This is a genomic window from Algibacter pectinivorans (genome assembly GCF_900112595.1).
In the GTDB taxonomy this organism is placed as follows: Bacteria; Bacteroidota; Bacteroidia; order Flavobacteriales; family Flavobacteriaceae; genus Algibacter_B; species Algibacter_B pectinivorans.
Genome location: NZ_FOMI01000004.1, coordinates 300,126 through 323,559 on the forward strand (window position 1 = coordinate 300,126; position 23,434 = coordinate 323,559).

Annotated in this window: 22 protein-coding genes; 9 read left to right on the plus strand and 13 right to left on the minus strand. The window is 33.2% G+C overall.

Annotation, left to right across the window (positions count from 1 at the left end; translation table 11 throughout):
* Positions 1-17: 17 nt before the first annotated feature.
* Positions 18-575: a DUF4136 domain-containing protein gene (locus BMY96_RS08380; RefSeq protein ID WP_092851258.1), complete on the minus strand. Its 558-nt coding sequence runs from the start codon at positions 573-575 to the stop codon at positions 18-20.
* A gap of 114 nt (positions 576-689) precedes the next feature.
* Positions 690-854, minus strand: coding sequence for a C1orf53 family protein (locus BMY96_RS15985; protein WP_175473537.1), 165 nt, complete (start codon positions 852-854; stop codon positions 690-692).
* 156 nt (positions 855-1,010) lie between these two features.
* On the opposite strand from BMY96_RS15985, the gene BMY96_RS08385 reads away from it, so the two are divergent.
* The 5 genes from BMY96_RS08385 to BMY96_RS08405 are packed head-to-tail and all read left to right on the plus strand — an operon-like array spanning position 1,011 to position 4,828.
* Complete coding sequence (locus tag BMY96_RS08385) at positions 1,011-1,349, plus strand: hypothetical protein (protein WP_092851259.1); 339 nt, start codon at positions 1,011-1,013, stop codon at positions 1,347-1,349.
* Complete coding sequence (locus BMY96_RS08390) at positions 1,339-2,247, plus strand: 1-aminocyclopropane-1-carboxylate deaminase/D-cysteine desulfhydrase (protein ID WP_092851261.1); 909 nt, start codon at positions 1,339-1,341, stop codon at positions 2,245-2,247. Before BMY96_RS08385 ends, BMY96_RS08390 begins: the two co-directional genes overlap by 11 nt.
* A gap of 4 nt (positions 2,248-2,251) precedes the next feature.
* Positions 2,252-3,037, plus strand: a complete 786-nt coding sequence (locus tag BMY96_RS08395; RefSeq protein WP_092851262.1) for a glucosaminidase domain-containing protein — start codon at positions 2,252-2,254, stop codon at positions 3,035-3,037.
* A gap of 5 nt (positions 3,038-3,042) precedes the next feature.
* The gene (gene hemL / locus BMY96_RS08400) at positions 3,043-4,329 is read left to right on the plus strand and encodes a glutamate-1-semialdehyde 2,1-aminomutase (protein WP_092851263.1); all 1,287 of its coding nucleotides are present in this window, start codon (positions 3,043-3,045) and stop codon (positions 4,327-4,329) included.
* A gap of 16 nt (positions 4,330-4,345) precedes the next feature.
* Positions 4,346-4,828 carry an SRPBCC family protein gene (locus BMY96_RS08405; RefSeq protein ID WP_092851264.1) on the plus strand — a complete coding sequence of 161 codons (483 nt, stop codon included), beginning with the start codon at positions 4,346-4,348 and terminating at the stop codon, positions 4,826-4,828.
* Between the two features lie 99 nt (positions 4,829-4,927).
* On the opposite strand, the gene BMY96_RS08410 is transcribed toward BMY96_RS08405, so the two are convergent.
* The 3 genes from BMY96_RS08410 to BMY96_RS08420 form a co-directional block, all read right to left on the minus strand.
* The gene (locus tag BMY96_RS08410) at positions 4,928-5,413 is read right to left on the minus strand and encodes a DUF4890 domain-containing protein (protein WP_092851266.1); all 486 of its coding nucleotides are present in this window, start codon (positions 5,411-5,413) and stop codon (positions 4,928-4,930) included.
* Positions 5,414-5,748: 335 nt separating this feature from the next.
* A complete protein-coding gene (locus BMY96_RS08415; RefSeq protein WP_092851267.1) occupies positions 5,749-6,966 on the minus strand; it encodes a hypothetical protein in 1,218 nt (405 codons plus the stop codon).
* 35 nt (positions 6,967-7,001) lie between these two features.
* Positions 7,002-8,519 (minus strand): hypothetical protein, encoded by a 1,518-nt coding sequence (locus BMY96_RS08420; protein WP_092851268.1) that lies wholly within the window; start codon positions 8,517-8,519, stop codon positions 7,002-7,004.
* A gap of 153 nt (positions 8,520-8,672) precedes the next feature.
* Here BMY96_RS08420 and yiaA point away from each other — a divergent pair, with 153 nt between their 5' ends.
* Positions 8,673-9,155: an inner membrane protein YiaA gene (yiaA, locus tag BMY96_RS08425; protein ID WP_092851271.1), complete on the plus strand. Its 483-nt coding sequence runs from the start codon at positions 8,673-8,675 to the stop codon at positions 9,153-9,155.
* Between the two features lie 373 nt (positions 9,156-9,528).
* Here the strand turns inward: yiaA and lysS are convergent, their stop codons facing one another.
* Positions 9,529-11,223 carry a lysine--tRNA ligase gene (gene lysS / locus BMY96_RS08430; protein ID WP_092851273.1) on the minus strand — a complete coding sequence of 565 codons (1,695 nt, stop codon included), beginning with the start codon at positions 11,221-11,223 and terminating at the stop codon, positions 9,529-9,531.
* 299 nt (positions 11,224-11,522) lie between these two features.
* Here lysS and BMY96_RS08435 point away from each other — a divergent pair, with 299 nt between their 5' ends.
* Both BMY96_RS08435 and lipB read left to right on the plus strand, forming a co-directional pair.
* The gene (locus BMY96_RS08435) at positions 11,523-11,681 is read left to right on the plus strand and encodes a YqaE/Pmp3 family membrane protein (RefSeq protein WP_092851274.1); all 159 of its coding nucleotides are present in this window, start codon (positions 11,523-11,525) and stop codon (positions 11,679-11,681) included.
* Between the two features lie 63 nt (positions 11,682-11,744).
* Positions 11,745-12,443, plus strand: coding sequence for a lipoyl(octanoyl) transferase LipB (gene lipB / locus BMY96_RS08440; RefSeq protein WP_092851277.1), 699 nt, complete (start codon positions 11,745-11,747; stop codon positions 12,441-12,443).
* Between the two features lie 106 nt (positions 12,444-12,549).
* Here the strand turns inward: lipB and BMY96_RS08445 are convergent, their stop codons facing one another.
* The 7 genes from BMY96_RS08445 to rnhB form a co-directional block, all read right to left on the minus strand.
* Positions 12,550-12,942, minus strand: a complete 393-nt coding sequence (locus BMY96_RS08445) for a response regulator (RefSeq protein WP_092851278.1) — start codon at positions 12,940-12,942, stop codon at positions 12,550-12,552.
* On the minus strand, positions 12,929-14,800 hold the full coding sequence (locus BMY96_RS08450) for a sensor histidine kinase (RefSeq protein ID WP_092851279.1): 1,872 nt from the start codon (positions 14,798-14,800) through the stop codon (positions 12,929-12,931). The genes BMY96_RS08445 and BMY96_RS08450 overlap by 14 nt, the downstream gene beginning before the upstream one ends.
* Positions 14,801-15,022: 222 nt before the next feature.
* Positions 15,023-16,072, minus strand: a complete 1,050-nt coding sequence (locus BMY96_RS08455) for a nucleoid-associated protein (protein ID WP_092851280.1) — start codon at positions 16,070-16,072, stop codon at positions 15,023-15,025.
* 122 nt (positions 16,073-16,194) lie between these two features.
* Positions 16,195-16,872: a TapB family protein gene (locus BMY96_RS08460; protein WP_092851283.1), complete on the minus strand. Its 678-nt coding sequence runs from the start codon at positions 16,870-16,872 to the stop codon at positions 16,195-16,197.
* A gap of 37 nt (positions 16,873-16,909) precedes the next feature.
* On the minus strand, positions 16,910-17,407 hold the full coding sequence (locus BMY96_RS08465; protein WP_092851285.1) for a hypothetical protein: 498 nt from the start codon (positions 17,405-17,407) through the stop codon (positions 16,910-16,912).
* A 95-nt stretch (positions 17,408-17,502) separates the two neighbouring features.
* On the minus strand, positions 17,503-19,935 hold the full coding sequence (locus BMY96_RS08470; protein ID WP_092851288.1) for a ribonuclease HII: 2,433 nt from the start codon (positions 19,933-19,935) through the stop codon (positions 17,503-17,505).
* Positions 19,936-19,966: 31 nt separating this feature from the next.
* Positions 19,967-20,566, minus strand: a complete 600-nt coding sequence (gene rnhB / locus BMY96_RS08475; RefSeq protein ID WP_092851291.1) for a ribonuclease HII — start codon at positions 20,564-20,566, stop codon at positions 19,967-19,969.
* Positions 20,567-20,863: 297 nt separating this feature from the next.
* Between rnhB and BMY96_RS08480 the strand changes: the two genes are divergently transcribed.
* The gene (locus tag BMY96_RS08480) at positions 20,864-22,867 is read left to right on the plus strand and encodes a putative porin (protein WP_175473538.1); all 2,004 of its coding nucleotides are present in this window, start codon (positions 20,864-20,866) and stop codon (positions 22,865-22,867) included.
* Positions 22,868-23,434 lie beyond the last annotated feature (567 nt).

Below are 23,434 nucleotides of genomic sequence, written 5' to 3' on the forward strand. Positions count from 1 at the left end.
TTTAAATTCCTAAAAAATTAATTTTCTGCTCCAGGAGGATATTTTTCCATAATTTGAGAAACAAACTCCTTAATACGTTCTTCTTTCTTTTCCATGTTTCTGCTTAAATAGCCAGTTCCCATACCTTGCCAAACCAATTCTTTTTTATTGGCATCAATAATGTCTATATATAAATGACCTTGTGTGCTTACGCTAGTACTAGGTTGATTCCAGCCCCAGCCCCAACCCGGACCAAAGCCTCCATAACCGCCCCAACCCCAGCGGCCCATGCCCCAAGAATTGTTATAAACATCAACACGTTGTTGCGATTTTGTAAATAAGCTAATTAATACATCTGGGTTTTCAGATTTTGTAAAGCCTTTGGCTAAAAGTTCCGCTTCGATAGCACGAAGAATTCTGCGTTTATCTAAATCGCTAATTTCTGCTTTATCAATACCTGTTTTAAAAAAAGCAAAGGTGTTGTATTGGCTAAATGTAGCTTCTTTGTCGTAATCGGCTGCTACTCTTACAGAGCTGCAAGACGACACCACTAAGATTAATGCTAAAACTGGCAGGAAGGTGAAAAGTTTTTTCATAGTACAAATTTTAAGGGTTATGATAGCTGTAAACTGTTAATTTTCAGCTTTATTATAAAAACATCATGTTAAATAGTAGTATCAATAATCGTACCAAGGCTATTGGTTTTGTAACTACTTTTTGGTAGAGTTAGTGGATTTATTGTAACCGTAAGGGCAATGTCGGCATCCGCTTTCGCAGCAATATCCACGTTTTAGGTGGTATTGCTCTGTAAAACAACGATAACCTTCGGGTGTCCAATAGAAATCGCCTTCTTCAATAGGAATTATTTTTTTCATTTGTAACAAAGATAATGTAAATTGAAAAAGCTTAAACGCGTTCCTTAGTAATTTGTTGCTGTTTTTCTTTTAATATAACTATTAGTTTGATGATTGTAATTGAAAAATATAATACTATAACGTAAATATTGGAGTGGTTTTTGAAAGGTGTATAATATGATTTTTATTTCGAAATATTTGGTTCCTAAAGGATATACCGGCATGACTATTTATCCGTTTGTGTTTTTAAAATCTGAAAATTTAAGGGCGAACGCAGTTTTGGTTAATCATGAAAAAATTCATTTAAAACAACAGTTAGAGCTTTTAATCATTCCTTTCTACGTGTTTTACGTTGCCGAGTTTTTAATACGACTTTTGCAGTACAGAAATTGGCAAAAAGCTTACCGGAATATTTCGTTTGAGCGCGAAGCTTATTGCAACCAGACTAATTTAGAATATATTAGCGGTCGCTCTATTTGGAGTTTTTTAAAGTATCTTCGTCATCATGATATTTAAGCTTGAAAATAGTATTAACCAGCATATAAAACTGCCTAATAAATTGGTAGAACTTTATATAAAACGCGAAGATGCCATCCATCCATTTGTATCTGGTAATAAATACCGTAAGTTAAAATACAATTTACTTGAAGCGAAAAAACACAACTACGATACCATGTTAACTTTTGGTGGCGCGTTTTCAAATCATATTGCTGCAGTAGCGGCTGCAGGTAAGCAGACAGGTTTAAAAACAATTGGAGTTATTCGCGGCGAGGAACTTGCGGAAAAAGTGGCGAGTAATGCTACATTAAGTTTTGCCAAGGCTAATGGTATGGATTTTAAATTTGTATCGCGCGAGACGTATAGAGATAAAACAAATCCAGAGTTTTTAGAAGCTTTAAAAAATGAATTTGGTTCGTTTTATCATATTCCGGAAGGTGGTACTAATGCGTTTGCTATTAAAGGTTGCGAAGAAATTTTAACTCCAGAAGATTCCAATTTTAATTACATCTGTACAGCAGTTGGTACTGGTGGTACAATTTCTGGGCTAATTAATTGTTTAAAACCTAGTCAACAAGTTTTAGGTTTTCCTGCCTTAAAAGGCGACTTTTTAAAAGAAGATATTAGTAAATTTGCCAACAAATCCAATTGGGAATTAATTACCGATTATCATTTTGGTGGTTATGCTAAAATTAATGAAGCCTTAATTGCTTTTATTAACAAGTTTAAACAAGATTACGGTATTGCTTTAGATCCTGTTTATACCGGAAAAATGCTGTTTGGTATTTTCGATTTAATTGAAAAGGGATATTTTCCAGTGGGTTCAAAAATATTAGCTATTCATACAGGTGGTTTGCAAGGAATTGCAGGTATGAATGCTGTTTTAAAAAAGAAAAATTTACCAATAATTATGTAGTGTAATGAATAGAATTATAATAATTATATGTTTGGCAGGTGTGCTTTTTAGTTGTAAGTCTAAAAAAAGTGTGGTTACCAAAAAGCCAAATACCACAACAAGAGATGTTCGAAAAACAACCGAAACTCCAAGTAATACTAAAGTATATGCAAGTAATACCGAGCGTTATGTTGATGTGCATCGTGAAACGGCACAGCAAGAAATGAGTTTGTATGGTATTCCTGCAAGTATAACCTTAGCTCAAGGAATTTTAGAATCTGGTTCTGGTAATGGCCGTTTGGCTGTTGAAGCGAATAACCATTTTGGCATTAAGTGCCACGGTTGGACAGGGCAAAAGATTTATCATGATGACGATGCGGCACAGGAATGTTTTAGAAAGTATAAAGATGCCAAGTATTCTTTTAGAGACCACTCGTTGTTTTTAACCGAGCGATCTCGCTACTCGAAGTTATTTAAATTAAAACAAGAAGACTATAAAGGTTGGGCTAAAGGTTTACGGGCCGCTGGTTATGCTACAGACCCTAAATATCCGCAAAAATTAATAAGTTTAATAGAACGCTACAAGTTATATGAGTTTGATAAAGCTGTTCTTGGCGACAATTATGTAAGTTACAAAAGCCCTGTAACATCAAACCGAACTACCTATACCGTTGTTAAGGGCGATACGTTGTATTCCATTTCACGACGCTATAATATTTCGGTAAAAGAACTTCAAAATTTAAACGGTTTACCAGACGCTGCTATTAGTATTGGGCAGGAGTTAGTGGTTAAACCATCAACAAAAAAATAGTTATAATGATTTATAAAAGAAGCAGTGCACTATTTGCCGAAGCAGAAAAAGTAATTCCTGGAGGTGTAAACTCTCCAGTTAGAGCCTTTAAAGGTGTTGGAGGAACGCCCATTTTTGTAAAAGAAGCTAAAGGTGCGTATTTATATGATGAAGACGGAAACCGTTTGGTGGATTATATAAATTCTTGGGGCCCTATGATTTTAGGTCATGCCTTTGAGCCTGTGGTTAAAGCTGTTGTCGAGAAAGCTAAAAAAGGAACCTCGTTTGGAATGCCAACCGAAATTGAAACGCAAATTGCAGAGTTAGCGGTTTCGATGGTGCCTAATATTGATAAAATACGTTTAGTTAATTCTGGAACCGAAGCGTGTATGAGCGCCGTGCGTTTGGCAAGAGGATATACCGGAAAAGATAAAATAATAAAGTTTGCTGGTTGTTACCATGGACATTCCGATTCTTTTTTAATTCAGGCAGGAAGTGGTTTAAGTACTTTTGGAGTGCCAAACAGTCCTGGAGTTACTAAAGGAACAGCCCAAGATACTTTGCTAGCACGTTATAATGATCTAGATAATGTAAGGGCTTTAATTGAAGCAAATAAAAACGAGATAGCCTGTATAATTATTGAGCCAGTAGCTGGAAATATGGGTTGCATTCCTCCCGTAGAAGGATTTTTACAGGGGTTACGAGATTTATGCGATGCGCATAATATTTTATTGGTTTTCGATGAGGTGATGACTGGTTTTCGTTTAGCAAAAGGTGGAGCACAGGAATTATTTAATATAAATGCAGATATAGTTTGTTTTGGAAAAGTTATTGGTGGCGGTTTGCCTGTTGGTGCTTTTGCAGCAAGAAATGAGATTATGAACTACTTAGCGCCTTTAGGTCCTGTTTATCAGGCGGGAACTTTAAGTGGTAATCCGTTGGCTATGGCTGCAGGATTAGCAATGCTTACGGAGTTAAATGCAGATGCAGAAGTTTTTAAAAGACTAGAAGAAAAAACCGCTTATTTGCATGTAGGTATTGCTAAGGTTTTAAATGAAAATAACATACTACATACTATAAATAGAACCGGTTCTATGATTTCGGTACATTTTGATGGGGCAACAGTTATTGATTTTGATACCGCTGCAAAAGGTAATAATGAAACGTTTAAAACGTTTTTTCACGGCATGCTTAACGCTGGTGTTTATATTGCACCAAGTGCTTTTGAAACTTGGTTTATTACAGATGCCTTAAGTTATGAGGATTTAGATTTTACTATTGCTGCTGTGAATACCGTGGCTAAAACACTGTAGTTTTTTTATTTGTGTAATGCCTAGAATTGAAATTAAAACGGAAATAGAAGCGCCAAAAGAAATTGTTTTTGATCTTTCTAGAAGTATCGATTTACATAAAATTTCTACCAAGCAAACCCATGAGAAAGCCATTGCAGGAACCATTGGAGGTTTAATAGGCTTGCATGAAAGTGTAACGTGGAGGGCAAAACACTTAGGGGTTTACCAGAGCCTAACTTCGAAAATTACAGAATTTAATCGTCCGGATGTATTTGTTGATGAAATGCAAAAAGGGGCTTTTAAATCGTTTAGGCATGAGCATCATTTTAATGCACTAAATAATGGTGGTACATTAATGATTGATGTTTTTGATTATGAATCGCCTTATGGTGTTTTTGGAAAACTGGCAGATTACTTATTTTTAAAAAGGTATATGACTAATTTACTTGTGGAAAGAAACCGGATTGTAAAAGAATTTGCCGAATCTGAGAAATGGAAAGCTGTATTGTTAACCGATTAAACTGTTTAGCGGGTTGGTAAAATAATGTATAAAAAAAACGCATCTCAAATTATTTGAGATGCGTTTTTACATTAACTAAACTCTAATTAAAATAACTAATTATATTTTACCTTCATCATAGCCTCTTTTTTGGCCTTTCTTTTTGCCATCACCTTTTCTTTTTCCTTTTTTTCCCATTCTAGCTTGCATCTTTTCCCATTTTGCATATTGCTCGTCGTTTAAAATGTCTTTCATTTTAGCTTTCTCTGCAATTTTATGGTCTAATCTGGCATTTGCCATAGCTAAACGCTCTTCTTTTGTTGGTTTTATAGCATCGCCATTTTCTTTTTTAGCTTTGCGGTTTTCCATCATTTCTTTACGTTTGGTGGCATTTTCTAGGTTTAATTTTTGAACCTTGTTTTGTTGCGATTCTGTTAAATCTAAAGCAAGTGTCATTTTTTTAGTTTGAAGGGTAGCTATTTCTTCGGCCGAAAGATTCATCATTCTTTCACCTCTTTCACCTCTGTTGTGTTTTTCTTTTTTTTCTTCTTGAGCCGAAACTTGTAATGCGAACAATGCTACAGCGATTAATATTAATTTTTTCATTTTTTTATTGTTTTTAAATTTATTTGTCTTTTGGACTTTAAAAAATGAAAAGGGTTTAATGAGAGTATTGTTTTTAACTACATATTAACAGTTTTAAGATGTGTTTGGAGTTTAAAATGCCCTTGGTTATGAGTGGTTTAAGTTGGTCTGTTTGCGGATATGTGGTAACTTAAAATTGGGAAGTGGCTATAGCGGACTTGCCCGCGTTAGGGATTGCAGTGGAAAGCCCACAGCGACCTTTTGGGAGCGAGGACTTGTAATGGAAAGCCCGACTTTTTATGATCCTGCAAGGTTTTGGAAACCTTGTAGGTATGAGTAAAAAGTAACGCCCAAAATTATTTAGCTATTGGTACTTTTAAACTTATGCCTGTTTGAAAATCTGGTGCGTTGTTTACTCTTAAGTCTTCTTTTACAAAAAGTGATACTTTATATTTTGGTGTACCGTAGGTGTAAATAAAATTCCAGCTTATTAGTGGTTCGTAGAGTGTGTATACGCCATTTTGCCACCCGCCTTTTATTTCTCGCCATTTGCCAATAAGTCTATAATAATTGCTTTCGTCTTGTTTGTTATATGCCGATTGGGCGTGGTAATTAATACCAAAGGCGTTAAAATTTCCCTTTTTTGTGTGTTTGGTGAGTTCTATTTCGCCCTCGAAGGTAGCTAGAAAAGGGCTGTTTCCTAAGTCGATAACCTCTTTAAAGTTTACAATATTTTTGGCTAGGGTATTTACGCCTACTGCGAAGTTAAGCTCGTAATTGTTTTTTAAGGCCCATTGTTTTATAAGGTTTGCCGAAAGGCCAGCATCCATAGAGGCGTTGTATTTTGAGGTGTTCCAGCCTAAATGTGTGCCAAAATTTAAATAGATGTTTCTGGTTTGATTTATGGCTAATTTGGGGTAGTAGTAATGTGTGAATTCTAGCCCGCCAACAAAAAAATCGTTGTTGTTTAGTTGCAAGGTGTTGCCGTTGCGGTCTAAATAATTAAAGTTTACTTGGTTTAGCCCGTAGTAGCGCCGCCCAAAAGGGTCTTCGCCACCTGCTACATTACTGTGAAACCACTCTATACTTTCGTCGCTAGTAAACAATGAAAAAGGGTGTTTACCATTGGTTATTAAATAGGAGCGTAGGGTTACGGCTAATTCGTGTTGTTTGTTAATTGGGATGTTGGCGGTAACTCGAAACTCTTTAATTATAGCGTCTATAACGATATTTAAATAATCGGCAGGGGTTAAATCTTGATCTATAAATGTAAAAGGCCTATCGTGCCAAATAATTTGACTAAGTTGTTCGCGAACCGCAGGGTCTTTTGGAAAATGGGCTTCAACGTATGGGTGAAAGTTGTTACCAGAAGTGTAATTAATGGCTAATGTAGTTTTTTCTGGCGGTGCGTATTTAAAATTAGTATTTATACGCGAGCTAAATATACCAAAGTGGTGGGTAGATAATATACTTGGGTTATCGATGCCGTTTTTAAACGATAAACTATCTTGTACTTGTGCTGTAAGCAAGACGCTATAAAACCCTAGAAAAATTAATATACTTTTTTTTAGCATTGGGCAAAAATAGGTAAACTTTAAATAATTATAGTTTATGTGATTGTTAATTCTGATTGGGCCTTATTTATTAGGTTTAATGTGGTTTTACATACTGTGGTTTTGGTTGTTTTGCTAATTAGCCAGCTGTAAAAGCTAATTACAAAAATATCTTCTTTATGTATTTGTTGCCAATTAAAGTTTGCTTTTATTTTGGTTTTAAAAGCGGGTGTACATACATTTTCTGGGCTTTTATAATACATTTCTATAAAACTTAAATAGGTGATAACGCGCTGTTGGTTTATGCTTTTTAGGTATGCGGTGTATTGACGTTTAAAGCTTAGTAATTTAGATTCTACTAGGTTAATGTTTTGTAGCTCGATATGTAAAAGAATTTCAATGAGGTTCTTTTTAATTACCCATTCTTTTCCTGCTTTTTCGGCGTACCAAGTATCGGTATGATATAATTTTGAAAGCAAGTTGTGCGCTTTTTTAAAATCTAATTTCTGGAAATAGAACACGATAAGGCTTAAATTAATATCTAATAGCGTTTCAATATCTTTATGCTTAGCAGGTTGTATGGTTTCTAGTAGTTGTATGGCGCTGTCCTGTTGGTTACTGTAGTTTAAATTAAGGGATTTTAGTAAATGGTATTTTAGAACAAATGTTTTATGGTATTTCTTTTTTTGCAATTGCATGTGTTGGTGCATAAGCTCTAAGTAGTGCAAGGATTCATTAAATTTTTTATTTCTGAAAAGTGCATTTGCAATGGCATACAAAATATGAATGTGGTAAAACAGTTGTTTCCGTTTGTTTTTGTGCTTGGTAATTAAGTGGTAAGTGTCTTTTAAAAAGGGTTCGATTTTTAAATAATCTTTAGTTATAAATGCCGAAATACTTGATATGGTTACCAATTGGTATAATGATTTAAACGACATAGAATCGTTTATAGTGATGTTGTGCTCTTTTAGGGTATTGGTTAAAATGGTTTTAAAATCTAGTACTTCACCTTTATAGACGATGCTGTTAAGAGTTTGCCTGATTTTTGCGTACACGATATTTAGCTCGTCTTCTAGCTGAATGTTTTTTTGATTGGTTTTAAATTTTACCGTAAGGGCATCAATATCTGCATAGGGATATGCGTAGGCATATTGAATTTTGGTGTGATATATTTCGTTTAAAAATGGAAATAGGTCGTTGGTTGAAGCTAATTTTTCGGCTTTATCTAAAATTTTATAAGCCACTTTATACTGCTTTTGTTGCAAGAAGGCTTTGGATGCTAATATGAACTTGATGATTTGCATATCTACCGAGTTTTCTTCTTGTAAACTTTGGTTGGCTGTAAAGTCTATTAATGACTCATACAACCGTTTCCTAAGCGCGTGGTATGCGTTTTTTTTATTGCCATATAGTTTAGTGCAAATTGCGTTAGAGGCTAATTCGTTTTTGCATAGTAAATTAAATAGCTTGATGTTTTTGGTGTCGTTTCGTTTGTTCTTTTTGTCTAGGTAAGTGATAAATTTTTGTTGGTCTTCGCTAGAAAAGGACGAAACTATCTCGTTTAAGTCTGTCATTTAATCGTCATTAAATAATATGTATAAGTATTAAATATAAGTGTTTTTATTGTTTTGGTATATTTTATATCGTCATTTATTTGTAAAAGTTGTGTTTTAGGAGGTTTAGTTATTTCGCAGATTTGCCTCATAATCATTAAAAACAAAAACATTATGAATTATCAAACAACAGTTTCAGTAGATGAAAAATCAAAAGAAACAAAACGTAAAAAAGACGATAAAGTAAACAATCATAAACCAACTTCGGCCTTTATTGGCGCATCGTGGTCTGCATTATTAATAGGAATGGCTTCTTTTTGTATTGGTTTATGGAACGCCGATATGCTGTTAAATGAAAAGGGCTATTACTTTACCATATTATTATTTGGTTTATTCTCGGTAATTTCTGTTCAAAAGGCGGTTAGAGATCGCATGGAAGATATTCCAGTAACCGATATTTATTATAGCATTAGTTGGTTTACAACCGTAATATCTATTGTGTTATTAGTTATTGGACTTTGGAATGCCGACTTGCTTTTAAGCGAAAAAGGGTTTTATGGTATGTCGTTTCTACTAAGTTTGTTTTCGGCCATTGCAGTGCAGAAAAACACCAGGGATGTTCAAGTTATAAATAGAGCTAGTGATGATGAGGATTAGAAAGAGTTTAAAACCATAAAAAACAAAAAATATAAAAGGGTTGTTTTTATGATTGGTTAGTTAACCCAAAACCTCGTTGCTTTTATAGTGGCGAGGTTTTTAAAAAAAAGAAAACAAAAAGGATGTAAACTAGTAGTCTTTATTAAGTTTAATCGTAGTTTTTCTTAAAAAATTAACATACCACATCTATAACTCTTAAATAAAGATTAAAATTAAACAAACCACTGTTAAACATTTCTAAAAGCTATTATGGTTAAGGTGTAAATGTGTGATATTTGATTTAAGTTTAGTTAATAAATTTAGTTGGTTAGTTAAAAAAGCCAGTAATTCTTAGAATTACTGGCTTTTTTGTGTTTTATGGTTTAGGTAATAATTATACCACACTAACAAACAACCCATCATCCGTTTTCTCAACTTTAGCAAGGTTGTTTTTAGTTAATTCTTTAATTGTTTTGTCCCATTTTTTATTCGATAAACCAGAATTACTTTTTAATGCTATAAGGTCTAGCTTTTCAGCTTTCTTTAAAATGTCTAACACAGCTTTAGCATCATCACTAATAGCTAAAGGTTTTTTCTCTGGGCGCATTTGCGGGAAAAACAATACTTCCTGTATCGATTGGTTGTTGGTTAAAAACATAATTAAACGGTCCATACCAATACCCATACCAGATGTAGGAGGCATACCATACTCTAAGGCACGTAAAAAGTCATGATCAATAAACTCGGTAGCTTCATCATCACCTTTAGCAGCCAATTTAAGTTGGTGCTCAAAACGCTCACGTTGGTCTATAGGGTCGTTAAGTTCAGAATACGCATTTGCTATTTCTTTACCACAAACCATAAGCTCAAAACGCTCTGTTAATTCAGGGTTATCACGGTGTTCTTTACACAGGGGGCTCATTTCTTTTGGGTAATCTGTAATGTAGGTAGGCTGTATGTAGTTACCCTCGCATTTTTCACCAAAAATTTCATCAATAAGTTTGCCTTTACCCATAGTTTCGTCAACCTCAATACCTAGGTCTTTAGCAGCTTGTCTTATTTCATCTTCAGATTTATCTGTAATATCAAAACCAGTAAAATGCTTAATAGAATCTGCCATGGTTACTCTAGCATAAGGCGCTTTAAAATCTATTTCATGCTCGCCAAAAGTTGCTTTAGTACTGCCGTTAACAGCAATAGCGCAATGTTCTAATAAACGCTCACAGAAATCCATCATCCAGTTATAATCCTTATAAGCAACATAAATTTCCATGGCTGTAAACTCAGGGTTGTGGGTTCTGTCCATACCCTCGTTTCTAAAGTTTTTAGAAAACTCATAAACCCCATCAAAACCACCAACAATTAGCCTTTTAAGATACAACTCGTTTGCAATTCGCATATACAACGGAATATCCAAAGCATTGTGGTGTGTAATAAACGGGCGCGCCGCAGCACCACCAGGAATAGGCTGTAACACAGGAGTTTCAACCTCAAAATAACCAGAGTCATTAAAAAACTGGCGCATAGCATTAAACAATTTTGTACGCTTAACAAACACCTCTTTAACCTGAGGGTTTACCACTAAATCGGCATAACGTTGTCTGTATCGCTGCTCTGGGTCGGTAAAAGCATCATGCACTTTTCCATCGGCATCCGTTCTAGGTAATGGTAAAGGTTTTAAAGCCTTACTAAGTAAAGTAAAGTTTTTAACTTTTACCGTTTTTTCTCCTACCTTGGTTAAAAACAATTCGCCTTCAACACCAATAAAATCACCAATATCTAGCAATTTTTTATACACATCGTTGTACTTGCTTTTATCGTCGCCAGTACAAATTTCATCTCTATTAAAATACACTTGAATACGGCCATCGGCATCCTGCAACTCAGCAAAACTTGCATTACCCTGTATACGTCTAGACATTAATCTACCAGCAATAACCACTTTATTTTCCTCCTTAAAATTGGTTTTTATAGATTTCGATGTGTCCTTAACAGGATATAAATCTGCCGGATAAGGATTAATACCCAAATCGCGTAATTTTGCTAATTTCTCTCTTCTTACAAGTTCTTGCTCAGATAATTGTGACATATTCTAAATACTAGGTGAAAATTTTTAAGGCACAAAGATAAACATTTGATTTCCCATTTACAGCTATTGATTTATGATTTTTTTGGGCGCTACCACAAGGGTCGGGCTATCCACTATATCTTTTTAAAAATATAGTCTTAACAAGTAGGTACAAAGTTTTGTGTTAATTTGTTGGCATAGCTAAAACACATCGTTTTCCAGTTTTTAAAAAGGATGCCGTTGCTATCCCTAGCGCAAATTGTAACAAATAACTACCTTTATCGTCAAATAGGTAAATCATCAATTAAAACAAATCTAACATGAGTTTTTGGAGAGTATTACTGTCTATTATTTGTCCGCCTTTAGCCGTTATCGATAAAGGTTGCGGCTCTATTATTATCGTCTTTTTATTATGGCTTTGTGGCTGGGTGCCCGGAGTAATTGCAGCATTAGTTATAGTAAATAACCCTAAGAGTTAATTTGCAGTAGGTCGGCATTTGTCTTCGGTCATTTTTATATAAAATATTGTAATTTTGCAATCCATGAATAAAAAAATCGAACTTCAAGATTTAGGCTTAAAAGACTATAAAGAAACTTGGGATTACCAAGAAACTCTGTTTCGTGGTATAGTAGACTCAAAAATTAAAAATAGACGAGAAGATGCCGGTTTAATAACTAAAAACTATTTTTTATTTGTGGAGCATCCGCATGTGTATACGTTGGGTAAAAGTGGCGATATGTCTAACCTATTAGTAGACCAAACACAGCTTAAAGAAAAAAACGCGAGTTTTTATAAAGTAAATCGTGGGGGCGATATTACCTACCATGGTCCTGGGCAAATAGTTGGTTACCCTATTTTAGACTTAGATAATTTTTTTACCGATATCCATAAATATCTTCGTTTTTTAGAAGAAATGATTATCCTAACCCTTGCCGAATACGGTTTAAAAGCAGAACGTAGCCCAGGCGAAACAGGTGTTTGGTTAGATGTAGGAACACCATTTGCACGTAAAATTTGTGCTATGGGTGTGCGTGCTAGCCGTTGGGTAACCATGCACGGTTTTGCACTAAATGTAAATGCTAACTTAGGGTATTTCGATTTAATGATTCCTTGTGGTATTCGAGGAAAAGCAGTAACCTCTTTAAATGTTGAGCTTGGTAAAAAAGAAGTCGATCAGGCTGAGGTTAAAACAAAGTTATTAAAACATTTTGCTGAGCTTTTTAAAGCGGAGTTTGTTTAACTGTATTAATCCGGTTATAGGATTTAATGATTTCGATTTCGCACATAGTAAAACACTTTTTAAAAAGTGTTTTACTATATTTATTAGCTATAAAGCTCATCACTAATTAAGCTGCAAAAACAGTTTCTTTTAATTTCTCTAAGGTTATTGGTTTAACAATATAGTTACTATTAATGTTGTACTGTTTTGCACGCTCTTTATCTGCTTCAGAGTCCGAGCTAGTAACAATAAATATTTGTATTTTTTGCTCTATAGGTATCGTTTTAAAAGCGTCTAGAAATTGCCAACCATCCCAAATAGGCATGTTTAAATCTAATAGAATTAGTTCAGGAAGCCTTTCTCCGTTCGAGATTATCGATTTTAATTTATCAAAAGCATCTTTACCGTTAGAGCATATTAAAATAGATTCTACTAAGCCGCTTAAATTTAAAAAACGTTTGGTAATGTAAACATGAGTTGGGTCGTCTTCAATAATACAGGCAAGATTAATTTTTTTCATTTCTAAAATTTACTTTAAAGGTTGTTCCAATATTTTCTGTGCTTTCTACTTCAATTTTACCACCTAAGGCCTCTACTTGGTTTTTGGTTATAAATAAGCCAATACCTTTAGAGTCTTCATTTCGATGAAATGTTTTATACATGCCAAATAGCTTCTTTTTATGTAGATCTAAATTTATTCCTAGACCATTATCTGTAAATTCTATAGATGTATAGGTGCTGTTCTTTTTATAATCTATATTAAGATAACTATCTCGATCTTTAGAGCGGTACTTTATAGCGTTGGTAATAAAGTTTAATACGATGCTATCTAAATAAGCTTTTATGCCAACAACTTCTAAGTCTTCAGGGATATTGTTTTTTATTTTTACTTTATTAATTTCTGCTAAAGGTAAAATAGACTCAATTTGCTGGTCGATAATAGGTTTAATTGGTATGTTGGTAAGTGTCTCTTTAGACAACATATTAATTTGAACAATTTCCGATAGATCTGCAATAGTGTCTTCTAAGTTTTGAGAAGATGTTTCTAAAAGTTGAACCATTTCATTGTTAAATAATTCAGGTTGTTCACTCTTTAAAATACCTAATAGGGCTGCCATACCTCCGGAATGTGAACGTAAATTATGCGAAACAATATGGGCAAAGTTTTTTAAGCGTTCATTTTGTTCTTTAGTAATAGATATAATTTTTTCTAAACGCATTTCTTGCTCCTTAATTAACGTAATATCTACTATTTGAGAAACAAAATGAAGCACATCATTGTTCGTGTCTCTTACCACAGAAACTGCTAAATGTATATATACAATATGTCCGTTTTTATGAAAATAGCGTTTATCCATTTTATAATGGTCGCGTTTTCCAGCTATAATTTGTTTTAATAGGTGTAAATCTAAATCTAGATCATCTGGATGTGTAATGTCTTGAAACGTAAGTTCATGTAGCTCTATTGCTGTATAGCCAAGTATATTACAAAGTGTTTGATTTACTTTTAACCATTTACCATTAACATCTAGAATAGCCATTCCAATAGCGGCATTTTCAAAGCTTCCTCTAAACGCTTGCTCACTTTGTTTTAGCTTTATTTGATTGGTTTTTAGTAAATCGATATCTTGTATGGTACCATAAACTCTTTTAAAAGAGTTGTTGTTTTTTTCAGGTATACCAATAACTTTCACCCATTTAGTATGGTTTAATTTGGTAACTATTTGTAGTTCTTCAGTAAAACCTTCACCTTTTTCTAAAGCATTAAGAACAAGTTCTGTTATACGCTTTCTACTATAACCTTTTTTGTAAAAGTTTATGCCTGTTTCTAGCGAGGGTTGATAATCTCCGTCCACCTCGTGTATATTTTTGGTTGTTTCGCTCCAAGAAACGGTTTTGTTACTAACATCTAGTTCCCAATAGCCAATATGTGCTTCTTGATTACATCGGTGTAAAAAAAGTTCTTGTTCTTTTAAATTTGTAACTTCAATATGAGACCCTAACATTCTAATAGGTTCTCCTTTATTGTTTCTTATTGCAAATCCTTTGCATCTAATCCATATGGTTCTTCCGTTTTTATGGGTGTAGCGAACAACTTGATCGTATGGATGCTTGGGGTTACTTAAATGTTTTTTAAAATTTGCAGTTGCAAGTTCTAAATCGTTTTGGTTAATAATATTGTGCCATGCAGAAGCTTTGTGTGGCATGTTTTCTGGATTGTAGCCTAAGGTTTCCCAAAAGCGTTTGTTCATCCATTCGTTTTCTGGGTTTTCTAAATCCCAGTACCACATACCGTCGAGAGAATTACTTTGTATGAACTCGAAAACAGTATCATCCGATTTTACAAGGTTATACAATTCTTTTTTTAGGTAATTCATTTAATTTATTACTATTAATTAATACTCGTATACATAAATCTTAGGTTTATGTATGTTAACCAGCTTAAGAGAGACTTGTTTATAGATAGGTGAGCGATAGGGAATCTATAAAGCAATAGGAGATCAGCTATTTTTTTGTAGTAAAATTAGTGAGTTGACATCGGAAAATAAAATTATTCCAATAAAAATTAGACTGAAAAGCTATGTTTTTTTTGAAGAAAACTAATCTTCTTCGTTAAAAAACACTTTGTAGTAATGCATTTTCTTTATATCATCATAACCGCGTTCTAAATATTCTGCTGATGCATCTGGCGCATCAATATCTAGTTTTATTTGTATGTTAGTATCTAGTTTAATATCTGTTTTAATTTTTCGTTTAGCCTTGGTTACTACGGCTTCAGCAACATCAAATTGGTTTCTTAATACTAGATTCTTTTCGCCTTCATAATCTTTCTTGTAGTTTTCAAACTCTCTAATGTGTTTTTCGTTTTCAAAGAGTTCTTCTTTAAAACGTTCAACATTTACAATTTCATTTTCTTTAAAAAAATCGATAGTATGTGCTAAAAATGTATTTTGTTCTTTGGCGCCATAATTAGGCTTTAAAACCTCGGTCGAGAATTCTTTACAAAGCTCTATATATTGTTGTGTGTGGTTGTTGGCATCATCGGCATATTTAATATTTAAAAAATGATTAAGCCAATATTGGGCATCGTAACTATTATTATCTACGCTTAAAATAATATTGCCTTCGGTATCACTTTGGTTTAAAATTAAACAGCCTTTATCAACTTTTCTGGAGTTTATTCCTTTTTGTACCAATACATCATAACTGTTATTTTCTAAATAGGTTTGAAAGAAGTTAACTTTGCTTTCTATTTTAAAAATTCCAACAGCGTTGGTGGTCATGTCTCTAAATTCTATGCCTTCAAACATAACAACCAAAACATCGCCTGTTTTTATTTGTGCCGAACTCGATTGCTCGTATAAATGCGTTACTATATGTTTTGACACTTCAATAAAAGTCTCTTCATCGTTAAATAGTTGTGTACAATAGCTATTAATTTCATTTAACGAAATACTAGCATGGTGGTTAAACCTATAGCTTTGTACTACGCTACCAAAAGGTCTTAATAAAAAAGGTAACATTAAGTCGTAACTGGGTTCATCAAAATCAACTAACTTTTCTGAGAAAGCATTTTTTGTGTCGTTGAATTTATTACCAACTTTATGAATAATGAATTTTGATATGGAAGCGTTTTTTCTTGAAATCATGAGTTGAATATTATAAATGCAATACTATAAAATTAAGCTGAATTTGATACAAAAAAGAGCACCAAAGTGCGATACTTTGATGCTCAATATTTGAGGACTGTTTTTTGGAGGTTAGTAAGCCTTTATTTTTTAAAACTTGTAAGCTCAGAGTAGCCCATAAGTTTTCCGTTTTTGTTATACGATTCGCTTTTTACAACACCAACGCCTTCGGCAATCCATTCTTTTATTTTAAATGTCATTTTCATGGCCATTTTTATTTCGTTATCATAACTTAATGCAAAACAGTTAAAGGTTCCTGCTGGGGTAGTTATCGATTCTTTTTGGCCTACTTTTCTGTTTACAATATTAACGCCTATGTTCATATTTATACCGCCCATATTTATAGCCATATTCATATTAGCATCTTTTAAAGATTGGCCGACTTGCAAATCGTTAGGCAATTCAATATTTGTGCCTGTAACTTCCATTTCCATATCCTTATATTGTTTAAGCATATCTGGGTTAATCATAGATTTAAAATCTATTGAAACGGTATTTCCATCGCACATTATGTCGTAGCTGGTAGTTGTAACTTCTTTTCCTTTAGCATCGTAAATAATGGTTTTTATAGTAGCTGTGTTGCCTATAATATTTGTTACTTCGTAATTAACAACACCTTCCTTTTTACCTTTTTTGTTATAGTTTGTTATTTCGAAGGTAACACCTTCTTCAAAAGGGTAGTAGGCTTTACATGCCGTTTGACTGTAAGACGAAACGCTTATAAAAAATAGACCTATTAATATTATAATTTTTGTTTTCATTTTATTTAATTTTTATTGAACGTGTAGTAGTTGTGCTCTAAAATTTAGGATTATCATCATTATCATCATCTTCTTCTTCTTCTTCTTCTTCTTCTTCTTCTTCTTCTTCTTCTTCTTCTTTGGTGCTTTGATCACCCAATAATAATTTCTTTGAAGTTTTAATGCTATACTTTAATGCTTTCTTTGCTTTATTTATTCTTAATGTTGCCTTGCCTTGTTTTATAACACTCAAGCCATCCAAATCATCTAGGATGTTTAAAGCGCTATCCATTAACCCTTCTAAATCGTATTGAGCTTCTTCTAAAGCATCAATATCTTCATCTTCTAAAGGGATTCCGGCTTCAGCATAACCATTATATTTAAAAACGTTATCGTAAATATCGAACGATTTAGTTACAAAGGTATCTACACTAGAAACACCAATATTATTACTTGGGCGTTTTAGTTGTTTGGTTTGCGCATTGAGTTTTGGGAATAAGGCCATAAAAGCGATCCAAAAGAGTAGGATGCTTGCCGCATTTTTTGGTGATTTCATTTTGTAAAGAGTTAATTAATAGCTGCCCTAAAGATAAAGATTAATTTTTATCGATATACAACTTATGCAGATTTATTTGCATCGTTATCAGGTAGTTAATTAATTTGATACAAAAGTATAGAGTTGTTTTCTCCCTTCGTTACAAATTCTAAATTGCTGTCCTTATCAATATTATCAAGTTCTATTGAAGTGTTTCCGTAAACGGGGAAATTTGGGAGTAATTTAGATTGGCTATCGTATAAATAGATTTTATGCGATTGCAAATCGGTAGTAGAAACGTAAATTTTATTGTTAATGTAAAAAAGTTTCGGGTTTGAATAATCTCCAAAGTCTAACTCGGTAGTTTTGTTTTTAATAACAAGTTTGTTTTCGCTTTGCGTTACTAATGTTTTGCTTGTGGTTTCAATATGATGCTTCTCGGTTAGGTTTAAGTTTCTAGACGAAACGTTTCCTTTAGAATCAATTAAAACTAAATCGCCAGAAGCTGTGGTTGTAGTAAATGCATTGTTATACAGAAAAACAGGTTGGTTTGAATATGAATAAGATGTTTTAGGTTTAACTCTAGTTTTTCCTACTCTATCTAATATATAAAGTTTGTTTTCTGTTTTTAGGGTAATGTAGTCTTTAGTGCCCATTCTAAAATGTTTAGGCTGAGAAATAATATTGCTGTTAGCCGATTTAAAAGTGAAGCCTTTTACCGTATTCCCTTTAGTGTCGTACATTAAAACGTTTTTACCTTGAGTAACTAACAGTCTGTAGTTTTTTCGGTTATCATAATCGAAAACAGCCAAAGGTTGGGTGATATTATCATTAAATTTTAAAGCAAATGGTTTTACTTCCTTACCATTTCTATCTAAAACATAAACGCGGTTTGGTGTTGCAAATGCTAATTGTAAGCGGCCATTTTTATAAATGTCTATTTGCTCAATTTTTCCTAAAACAGGGCCTTGTAGTTGCTTTTTCCAAAGGATTTTTCCTTGGTTAGATATTAAATATAAGCTATTGGTTATATCTTGAACCACAATTTCCTTTTGATTTGTAATGTGGTTTTTTACAAATTGTGGTGTGTTTAAAATGGCTTTATCTAGCTTAATATTTAATTCTTCTGACACCGTATTTACATGCGCTCTTTTTTTGTTTTTAGCCATTATGCCATTAACATGCGCAAAATTAGTATCGTATATAAATTGAATGGCTGTTGCATTGTACCCTTCTATATTGTAGGATGTTTTATCTGGTATGTTTTTGTTTAATAGCGTTTTTAGCGATGCTGTATTAATAATTTGTAGTAAGGAAGAGGCATCACTTAAGTGTTCTTTATTGTTCTTAAAATACGATGTTGTACTTAAGGTTGTTTTATTTTGATAGTTAGCAATAATATTTTGAAGCATTTCAGTGTTTCCACTAAATATAAGGTAGTTGTCTATAATACAATATAGGTTTGCATTGCTAGTGGTAATAAACGGAGAAAATGTATTGGCAAATACACCAGGATCACTAAAACTATAAATATCAATTTCTCTATATGTGTCAACGTTTGTTTGCTCGCTTAAAAGAGCATCTTGGGTTGCAATAATATCAATGGAGTTTAAAACAATTGCTCGATTTTCACCTTCATAAATAACGCCAACTTCTATGATGTCATTAAAGAGATTGGTATTGGTATTTAAAGAGTCTTTATTTTGATGTTTAATTAGGTTTTCTTGAAATTTAGTAAAATTGTTAAATGTAAATGCTAATACGCCATCGCTATTAGTAGGTGTTATATTTTGAATTTGATTGACTTGCGGAATGGTGTTTTTAAAAACATTTATAAGGCTTTTTGTAGAATCGGTGGCTTTAATAATTCCGTTAAAGTGCGTGTCGTTTTGGTTTAATTCAACATCAATAGCCATATATTCCGTAAGCAGGTTAAGCGATAAAGAATCTTCAATAAAAAGCAAAGGTGCAAATCGCGATTTGGTATTTAATAGTAACGACGCTGTTTTGTCTTTGCCCGATGCCTTGTAAAGCTTTTTTAGGTTGTCGTCATTAAAACTAGAATTAAAAACTTGGTCAACAATCTGTTTTGATGACGAGGCAAAAAAGGTACTATCAATAATAGTGCTGTAAAACGTGTTTTTATTAACGGTATGTTTTTTAATTGATTTGTTGTTGTATTTAAGTAGCTCTTCGGTATAATTTGGTAAAGAATCAGTTAAAAACAGATTTTTAGTCAATTTTGTTATTACCGAGTAGTGCATGCTATCCGTATTATTTTCAGAGAAGCAAAGTAAAAGTTCGCTTGTAGGATTTAAGTGGGTTAACGGCGATAATTGCTTTTCTAAATTAGTATATATTGTCGTGCCCGATAAACTTTGTAAAAAGTCACTATTGTTAATGCCGCTGTTTAAACCTTCAATATTATCGGTTTTTATAATTAACGCGGTGTTTTCGGGTACGTAGTCTAAAATATTACTGCGTTTATTATTAGATTTAGAGCATCCAAAAACCATTAATAAAATAAAGGAAGTACAAAGTAGTCTCATGTAAGGGATTAATTTATGCAAATATAAAAACTTAAAGGTCTAACCTAAATTGGTCGGGTAATAATCTAAACGATTTTCTGTGGTATTTTGTTATGCCATATTTTTTAATAGCAGCCCGATGCTCTTTAGTGGGATATCCTTTATTTTGTTTCCAATTATACATGGGGAATTCCTGGTGAATTTTGTCCATATATAAATCCCTATATGTTTTTGCTAAAACTGAAGCTGCTGCGATACTTAAATATTTGCCATCGCCTTTAATAATGGTTTCATGCGGTATGTTTTTGTAAGGCTTAAACTTGTTGCCATCAACAATAATAAATTCTGGTGTTTTATTTAATTTATCTATGGAGTGATGCATAGCCAAAATTGAGGCATTTAGTATATTAATCTCATCAATTTCTTCTTGAAAAATATGGGCTACTCCAAAATATAAGGCCTGTTCTTCTATTATAGGTTTTAAAAGCATTCTTTTCTTTTCGCTAAGTTGTTTGGAGTCGTTTAAAATGGTATTACTAAAGTTTTTTGGAAGTATTACGGCTGCAGCGGTAACAGGTCCAGCTAAACAACCACGACCAGCTTCATCTGTTCCGCACTCTAAAATTAAACTGGAATGATTTGCTAATAACATGCTGCTAAAATATCGATAATTCTTAAATTATTAAGTATTGAAAAGGCGAGATTCTATCAAAGTATCATTATAGTGTAAACTAAAAAAGAATTGTTAATTTATAAAACCTTCTAATGTTATAATGTTTTATTAAATTTTGCGCAAATAAATAATTTTTTCATTTTACAACGTTATCATATTTTGTATTTACATTTGCATGGTTTTAATTATGTTTAATTTCGAGCATAAATAAAATATTAATTGTAGAGTGTTTATAATCGCTTTAGCTTTAAATTATTTAAACAAAAATATCCCAGAATGCATAAATTAGTTACTATACTTCTTTTGTTATTGTTTACTATGTCTATAAAGGCACAGGTTTTACCTCAAAAAGGTAAGAAGCAAGATAATATAGAGTCTATTCAAGTTCAGGATACAGTGAGAACAAAGCAAAAAGTTCAAGCTAAAGAAAATGGGTTAGAAAAACCAAAAGCCAAAATTCAAGACTACCTCATTATCTCTCACGAGCGGGATACAACATATTTGGATACCTCACTAACCATTCAAAAAGAGTATAAGTTCAATTATTTGCGTAAAGATAATTTTGGGCTAATTCCATTTTCCAATTTAGGGCAAACCTATAATAGTCTAACACATAATTTCGCCAACAGCAATGCGATGCCATTATTTGGTGCAAGAGCAAGACATTTTAATTACATGGAAATAGAGGATATCAATTATTACCATGTACCAACACCATTAACCGAGTTGTTTTTTAAAACAGCCTTCGAGCAAGGGCAACTAGCCGATTCCTTTTTTACCGTAAACACCTCGCCACAATTTAACTTTTCAATTGCTTATAAAGGCTTACGTTCTTTAGGTAAATATCAAAATATCTTAACAAGCACAGGTAACTTTAGGTTTACCTCAAGTTATACATCCAAAAATAAACGCTATTTCGTCCGAGGGCATATGGTAACTCAAGATTTGTTAAATCAAGAAAACGGAGGTTTGCAAGACGATAATGTAGTTAACTTTGAGTCTGGAGACCAAGAATTTATAGACAGATCAATTTTAGAAGTTAATTTTGAAGATGCAGAAAGTATTTTGAAGGGTAAACGTTTCCATCTAGACCATGGCTATACCTTACTAAATAAATCAGTAAAGGCCGAACTACCCGAAACCTTAAACGATTCTACCTCTAAAAGTACCATAAGCATAAATCACATTATGTCTTTCGAAGATAAGTTTTATGAGTACAATCAAGCCAATGCGGAAACAGACTATTTTGGCGAAGCCTTCGAAACAAGGCGATTAAAAGACAAAGGCACTCTAGAAAACTTCTACAACAAAGTCGAGGTCGATTACTTTAACAACGTACTAGGGCGGGTTAAGTTCAATATAAATACTAATAACTATAATTACGGTTACAATAAATTAGTAGTCTTAAACGGCAGCACAATAACAAACCGATTAAAAGGAAACATAGTAGCAGTAGGAGGTAACTATAGCAAACGCTATAAAGGGTTTCAAGTAAATGGGGCTTTAGGCGTTAATGTATCTGGCGATTTCGATGGTAACTATCTTAAAGCAAACGCTATTTTTAACCTTAATAACGACATATCCGCATCCGCATCCATTAATCACAGTTCCAAAGTACCAAACTACAACACGCTATTATACCAAAGCGATTACATAAATTACAACTGGCAAAACAACTTCAACAACATAGAAACCCAACAAATAGGCTTTAACCTAAAATATAAAAACCTAGCCAACATAACGCTCGATTATTCTACAATCGATAACTATGTATATTTCCAAAAAGATGCCATCACACTCCAAGTAGCCCCATTCCAAAACACAAGTACAATAAACTACCTAAGAGTTAAATTGGCAAACGAAATAAAGTTCGGTAAATTCGCCTTAAACAATACCATATTATACCAAAACGTAAAAGACGATAATAATACCCTAAACGTTCCCGAGTTCAATACACGTAACACCATATATTTTTCAAGCCCATTATTTAAAAACGCACTAAATTTACAAACCGGGGTAACCTTAAATTACTTCACCAAGTATTATATGGATGCATACAATCCTGTATTAGCAGAGTTCTATGTTCAAAACGACACCCAATATGGTAATTTTCCACGTTTAGACTTTTTCCTAAACGCCAAAATACGTCAAACCAGAATCTATTTTAAAGCAGAACACTTTAATGCGGCATTCACTGGTTATAACTATTATTCAGCACCAAACTACCCATACCGCGATTTCTCAATCAGATTCGGAGTCGTTTGGAATTTCTTTCTATAAACAACATTAGGGCGTTCCCCAAGGGTCGGGCTATCCATTCCAAGTCCTCGCACCTCCTGCGTCGGGCTGTGGGCTATCCATTACTATCCCTAACGCGGGCGTGCTAGCAAGCAATTACAATAACAATAAACAAATAGCTTACCATATATAAGGACCGTTAGTAATAAACATATCTATATATAAGTAAACATATATAAGAGCAAAACCCCTATTAGTTTCATAAAAGGCAATCCAAACCCCAAAATTAATTGAGGAATTAGGAGTAGCGTGTATTTTTTTAGGTGTGTAAATATCAGTAAATAAGTCAGTTAAAAACGGTTTTAAAAAAAAGTAAAAAAAAGGCAAAAAAAGTCATTGTCAAACTAAAAAAGGATAGTAAGTTTGCACCCCGTTAAAAACGCAAAAGCAATTTTAGCAGGACGTTCATAAAAAGGTTGATTAATGATTTTAAAAGGTTAAAAAAACTTTTTCAAAAAAAATATTAAAAAACACTTGTAGGAGTTAAAAAAGGTTGTACATTTGCAGCCGCTAAAAACGGTAAGTATCGCAGATAGCAAAACGCTCATA

Coding starts and splice junctions, on each gene's coding strand:
- BMY96_RS08380 (WP_092851258.1), bottom strand. CDS start 575: ATGAAAAAACTTTTCACCTTCCTGCCAGTTTTAGCATTAATCTTAGTG.
- BMY96_RS15985 (WP_175473537.1), bottom strand. CDS start 854: ATGAAAAAAATAATTCCTATTGAAGAAGGCGATTTCTATTGGACACCC.
- BMY96_RS08385 (WP_092851259.1), top strand. CDS start 1,011: ATGATTTTTATTTCGAAATATTTGGTTCCTAAAGGATATACCGGCATG.
- BMY96_RS08390 (WP_092851261.1), top strand. CDS start 1,339: ATGATATTTAAGCTTGAAAATAGTATTAACCAGCATATAAAACTGCCT.
- BMY96_RS08395 (WP_092851262.1), top strand. CDS start 2,252: ATGAATAGAATTATAATAATTATATGTTTGGCAGGTGTGCTTTTTAGT.
- hemL (WP_092851263.1), top strand. CDS start 3,043: ATGATTTATAAAAGAAGCAGTGCACTATTTGCCGAAGCAGAAAAAGTA.
- BMY96_RS08405 (WP_092851264.1), top strand. CDS start 4,346: ATGCCTAGAATTGAAATTAAAACGGAAATAGAAGCGCCAAAAGAAATT.
- BMY96_RS08410 (WP_092851266.1), bottom strand. CDS start 5,413: ATGAAAAAATTAATATTAATCGCTGTAGCATTGTTCGCATTACAAGTT.
- BMY96_RS08415 (WP_092851267.1), bottom strand. CDS start 6,966: ATGCTAAAAAAAAGTATATTAATTTTTCTAGGGTTTTATAGCGTCTTG.
- BMY96_RS08420 (WP_092851268.1), bottom strand. CDS start 8,519: ATGACAGACTTAAACGAGATAGTTTCGTCCTTTTCTAGCGAAGACCAA.
- yiaA (WP_092851271.1), top strand. CDS start 8,673: ATGAATTATCAAACAACAGTTTCAGTAGATGAAAAATCAAAAGAAACA.
- lysS (WP_092851273.1), bottom strand. CDS start 11,223: ATGTCACAATTATCTGAGCAAGAACTTGTAAGAAGAGAGAAATTAGCA.
- BMY96_RS08435 (WP_092851274.1), top strand. CDS start 11,523: ATGAGTTTTTGGAGAGTATTACTGTCTATTATTTGTCCGCCTTTAGCC.
- lipB (WP_092851277.1), top strand. CDS start 11,745: ATGAATAAAAAAATCGAACTTCAAGATTTAGGCTTAAAAGACTATAAA.
- BMY96_RS08445 (WP_092851278.1), bottom strand. CDS start 12,942: ATGAAAAAAATTAATCTTGCCTGTATTATTGAAGACGACCCAACTCAT.
- BMY96_RS08450 (WP_092851279.1), bottom strand. CDS start 14,800: ATGAATTACCTAAAAAAAGAATTGTATAACCTTGTAAAATCGGATGAT.
- BMY96_RS08455 (WP_092851280.1), bottom strand. CDS start 16,072: ATGATTTCAAGAAAAAACGCTTCCATATCAAAATTCATTATTCATAAA.
- BMY96_RS08460 (WP_092851283.1), bottom strand. CDS start 16,872: ATGAAAACAAAAATTATAATATTAATAGGTCTATTTTTTATAAGCGTT.
- BMY96_RS08465 (WP_092851285.1), bottom strand. CDS start 17,407: ATGAAATCACCAAAAAATGCGGCAAGCATCCTACTCTTTTGGATCGCT.
- BMY96_RS08470 (WP_092851288.1), bottom strand. CDS start 19,935: ATGAGACTACTTTGTACTTCCTTTATTTTATTAATGGTTTTTGGATGC.
- rnhB (WP_092851291.1), bottom strand. CDS start 20,566: ATGTTATTAGCAAATCATTCCAGTTTAATTTTAGAGTGCGGAACAGAT.
- BMY96_RS08480 (WP_175473538.1), top strand. CDS start 20,864: ATGCATAAATTAGTTACTATACTTCTTTTGTTATTGTTTACTATGTCT.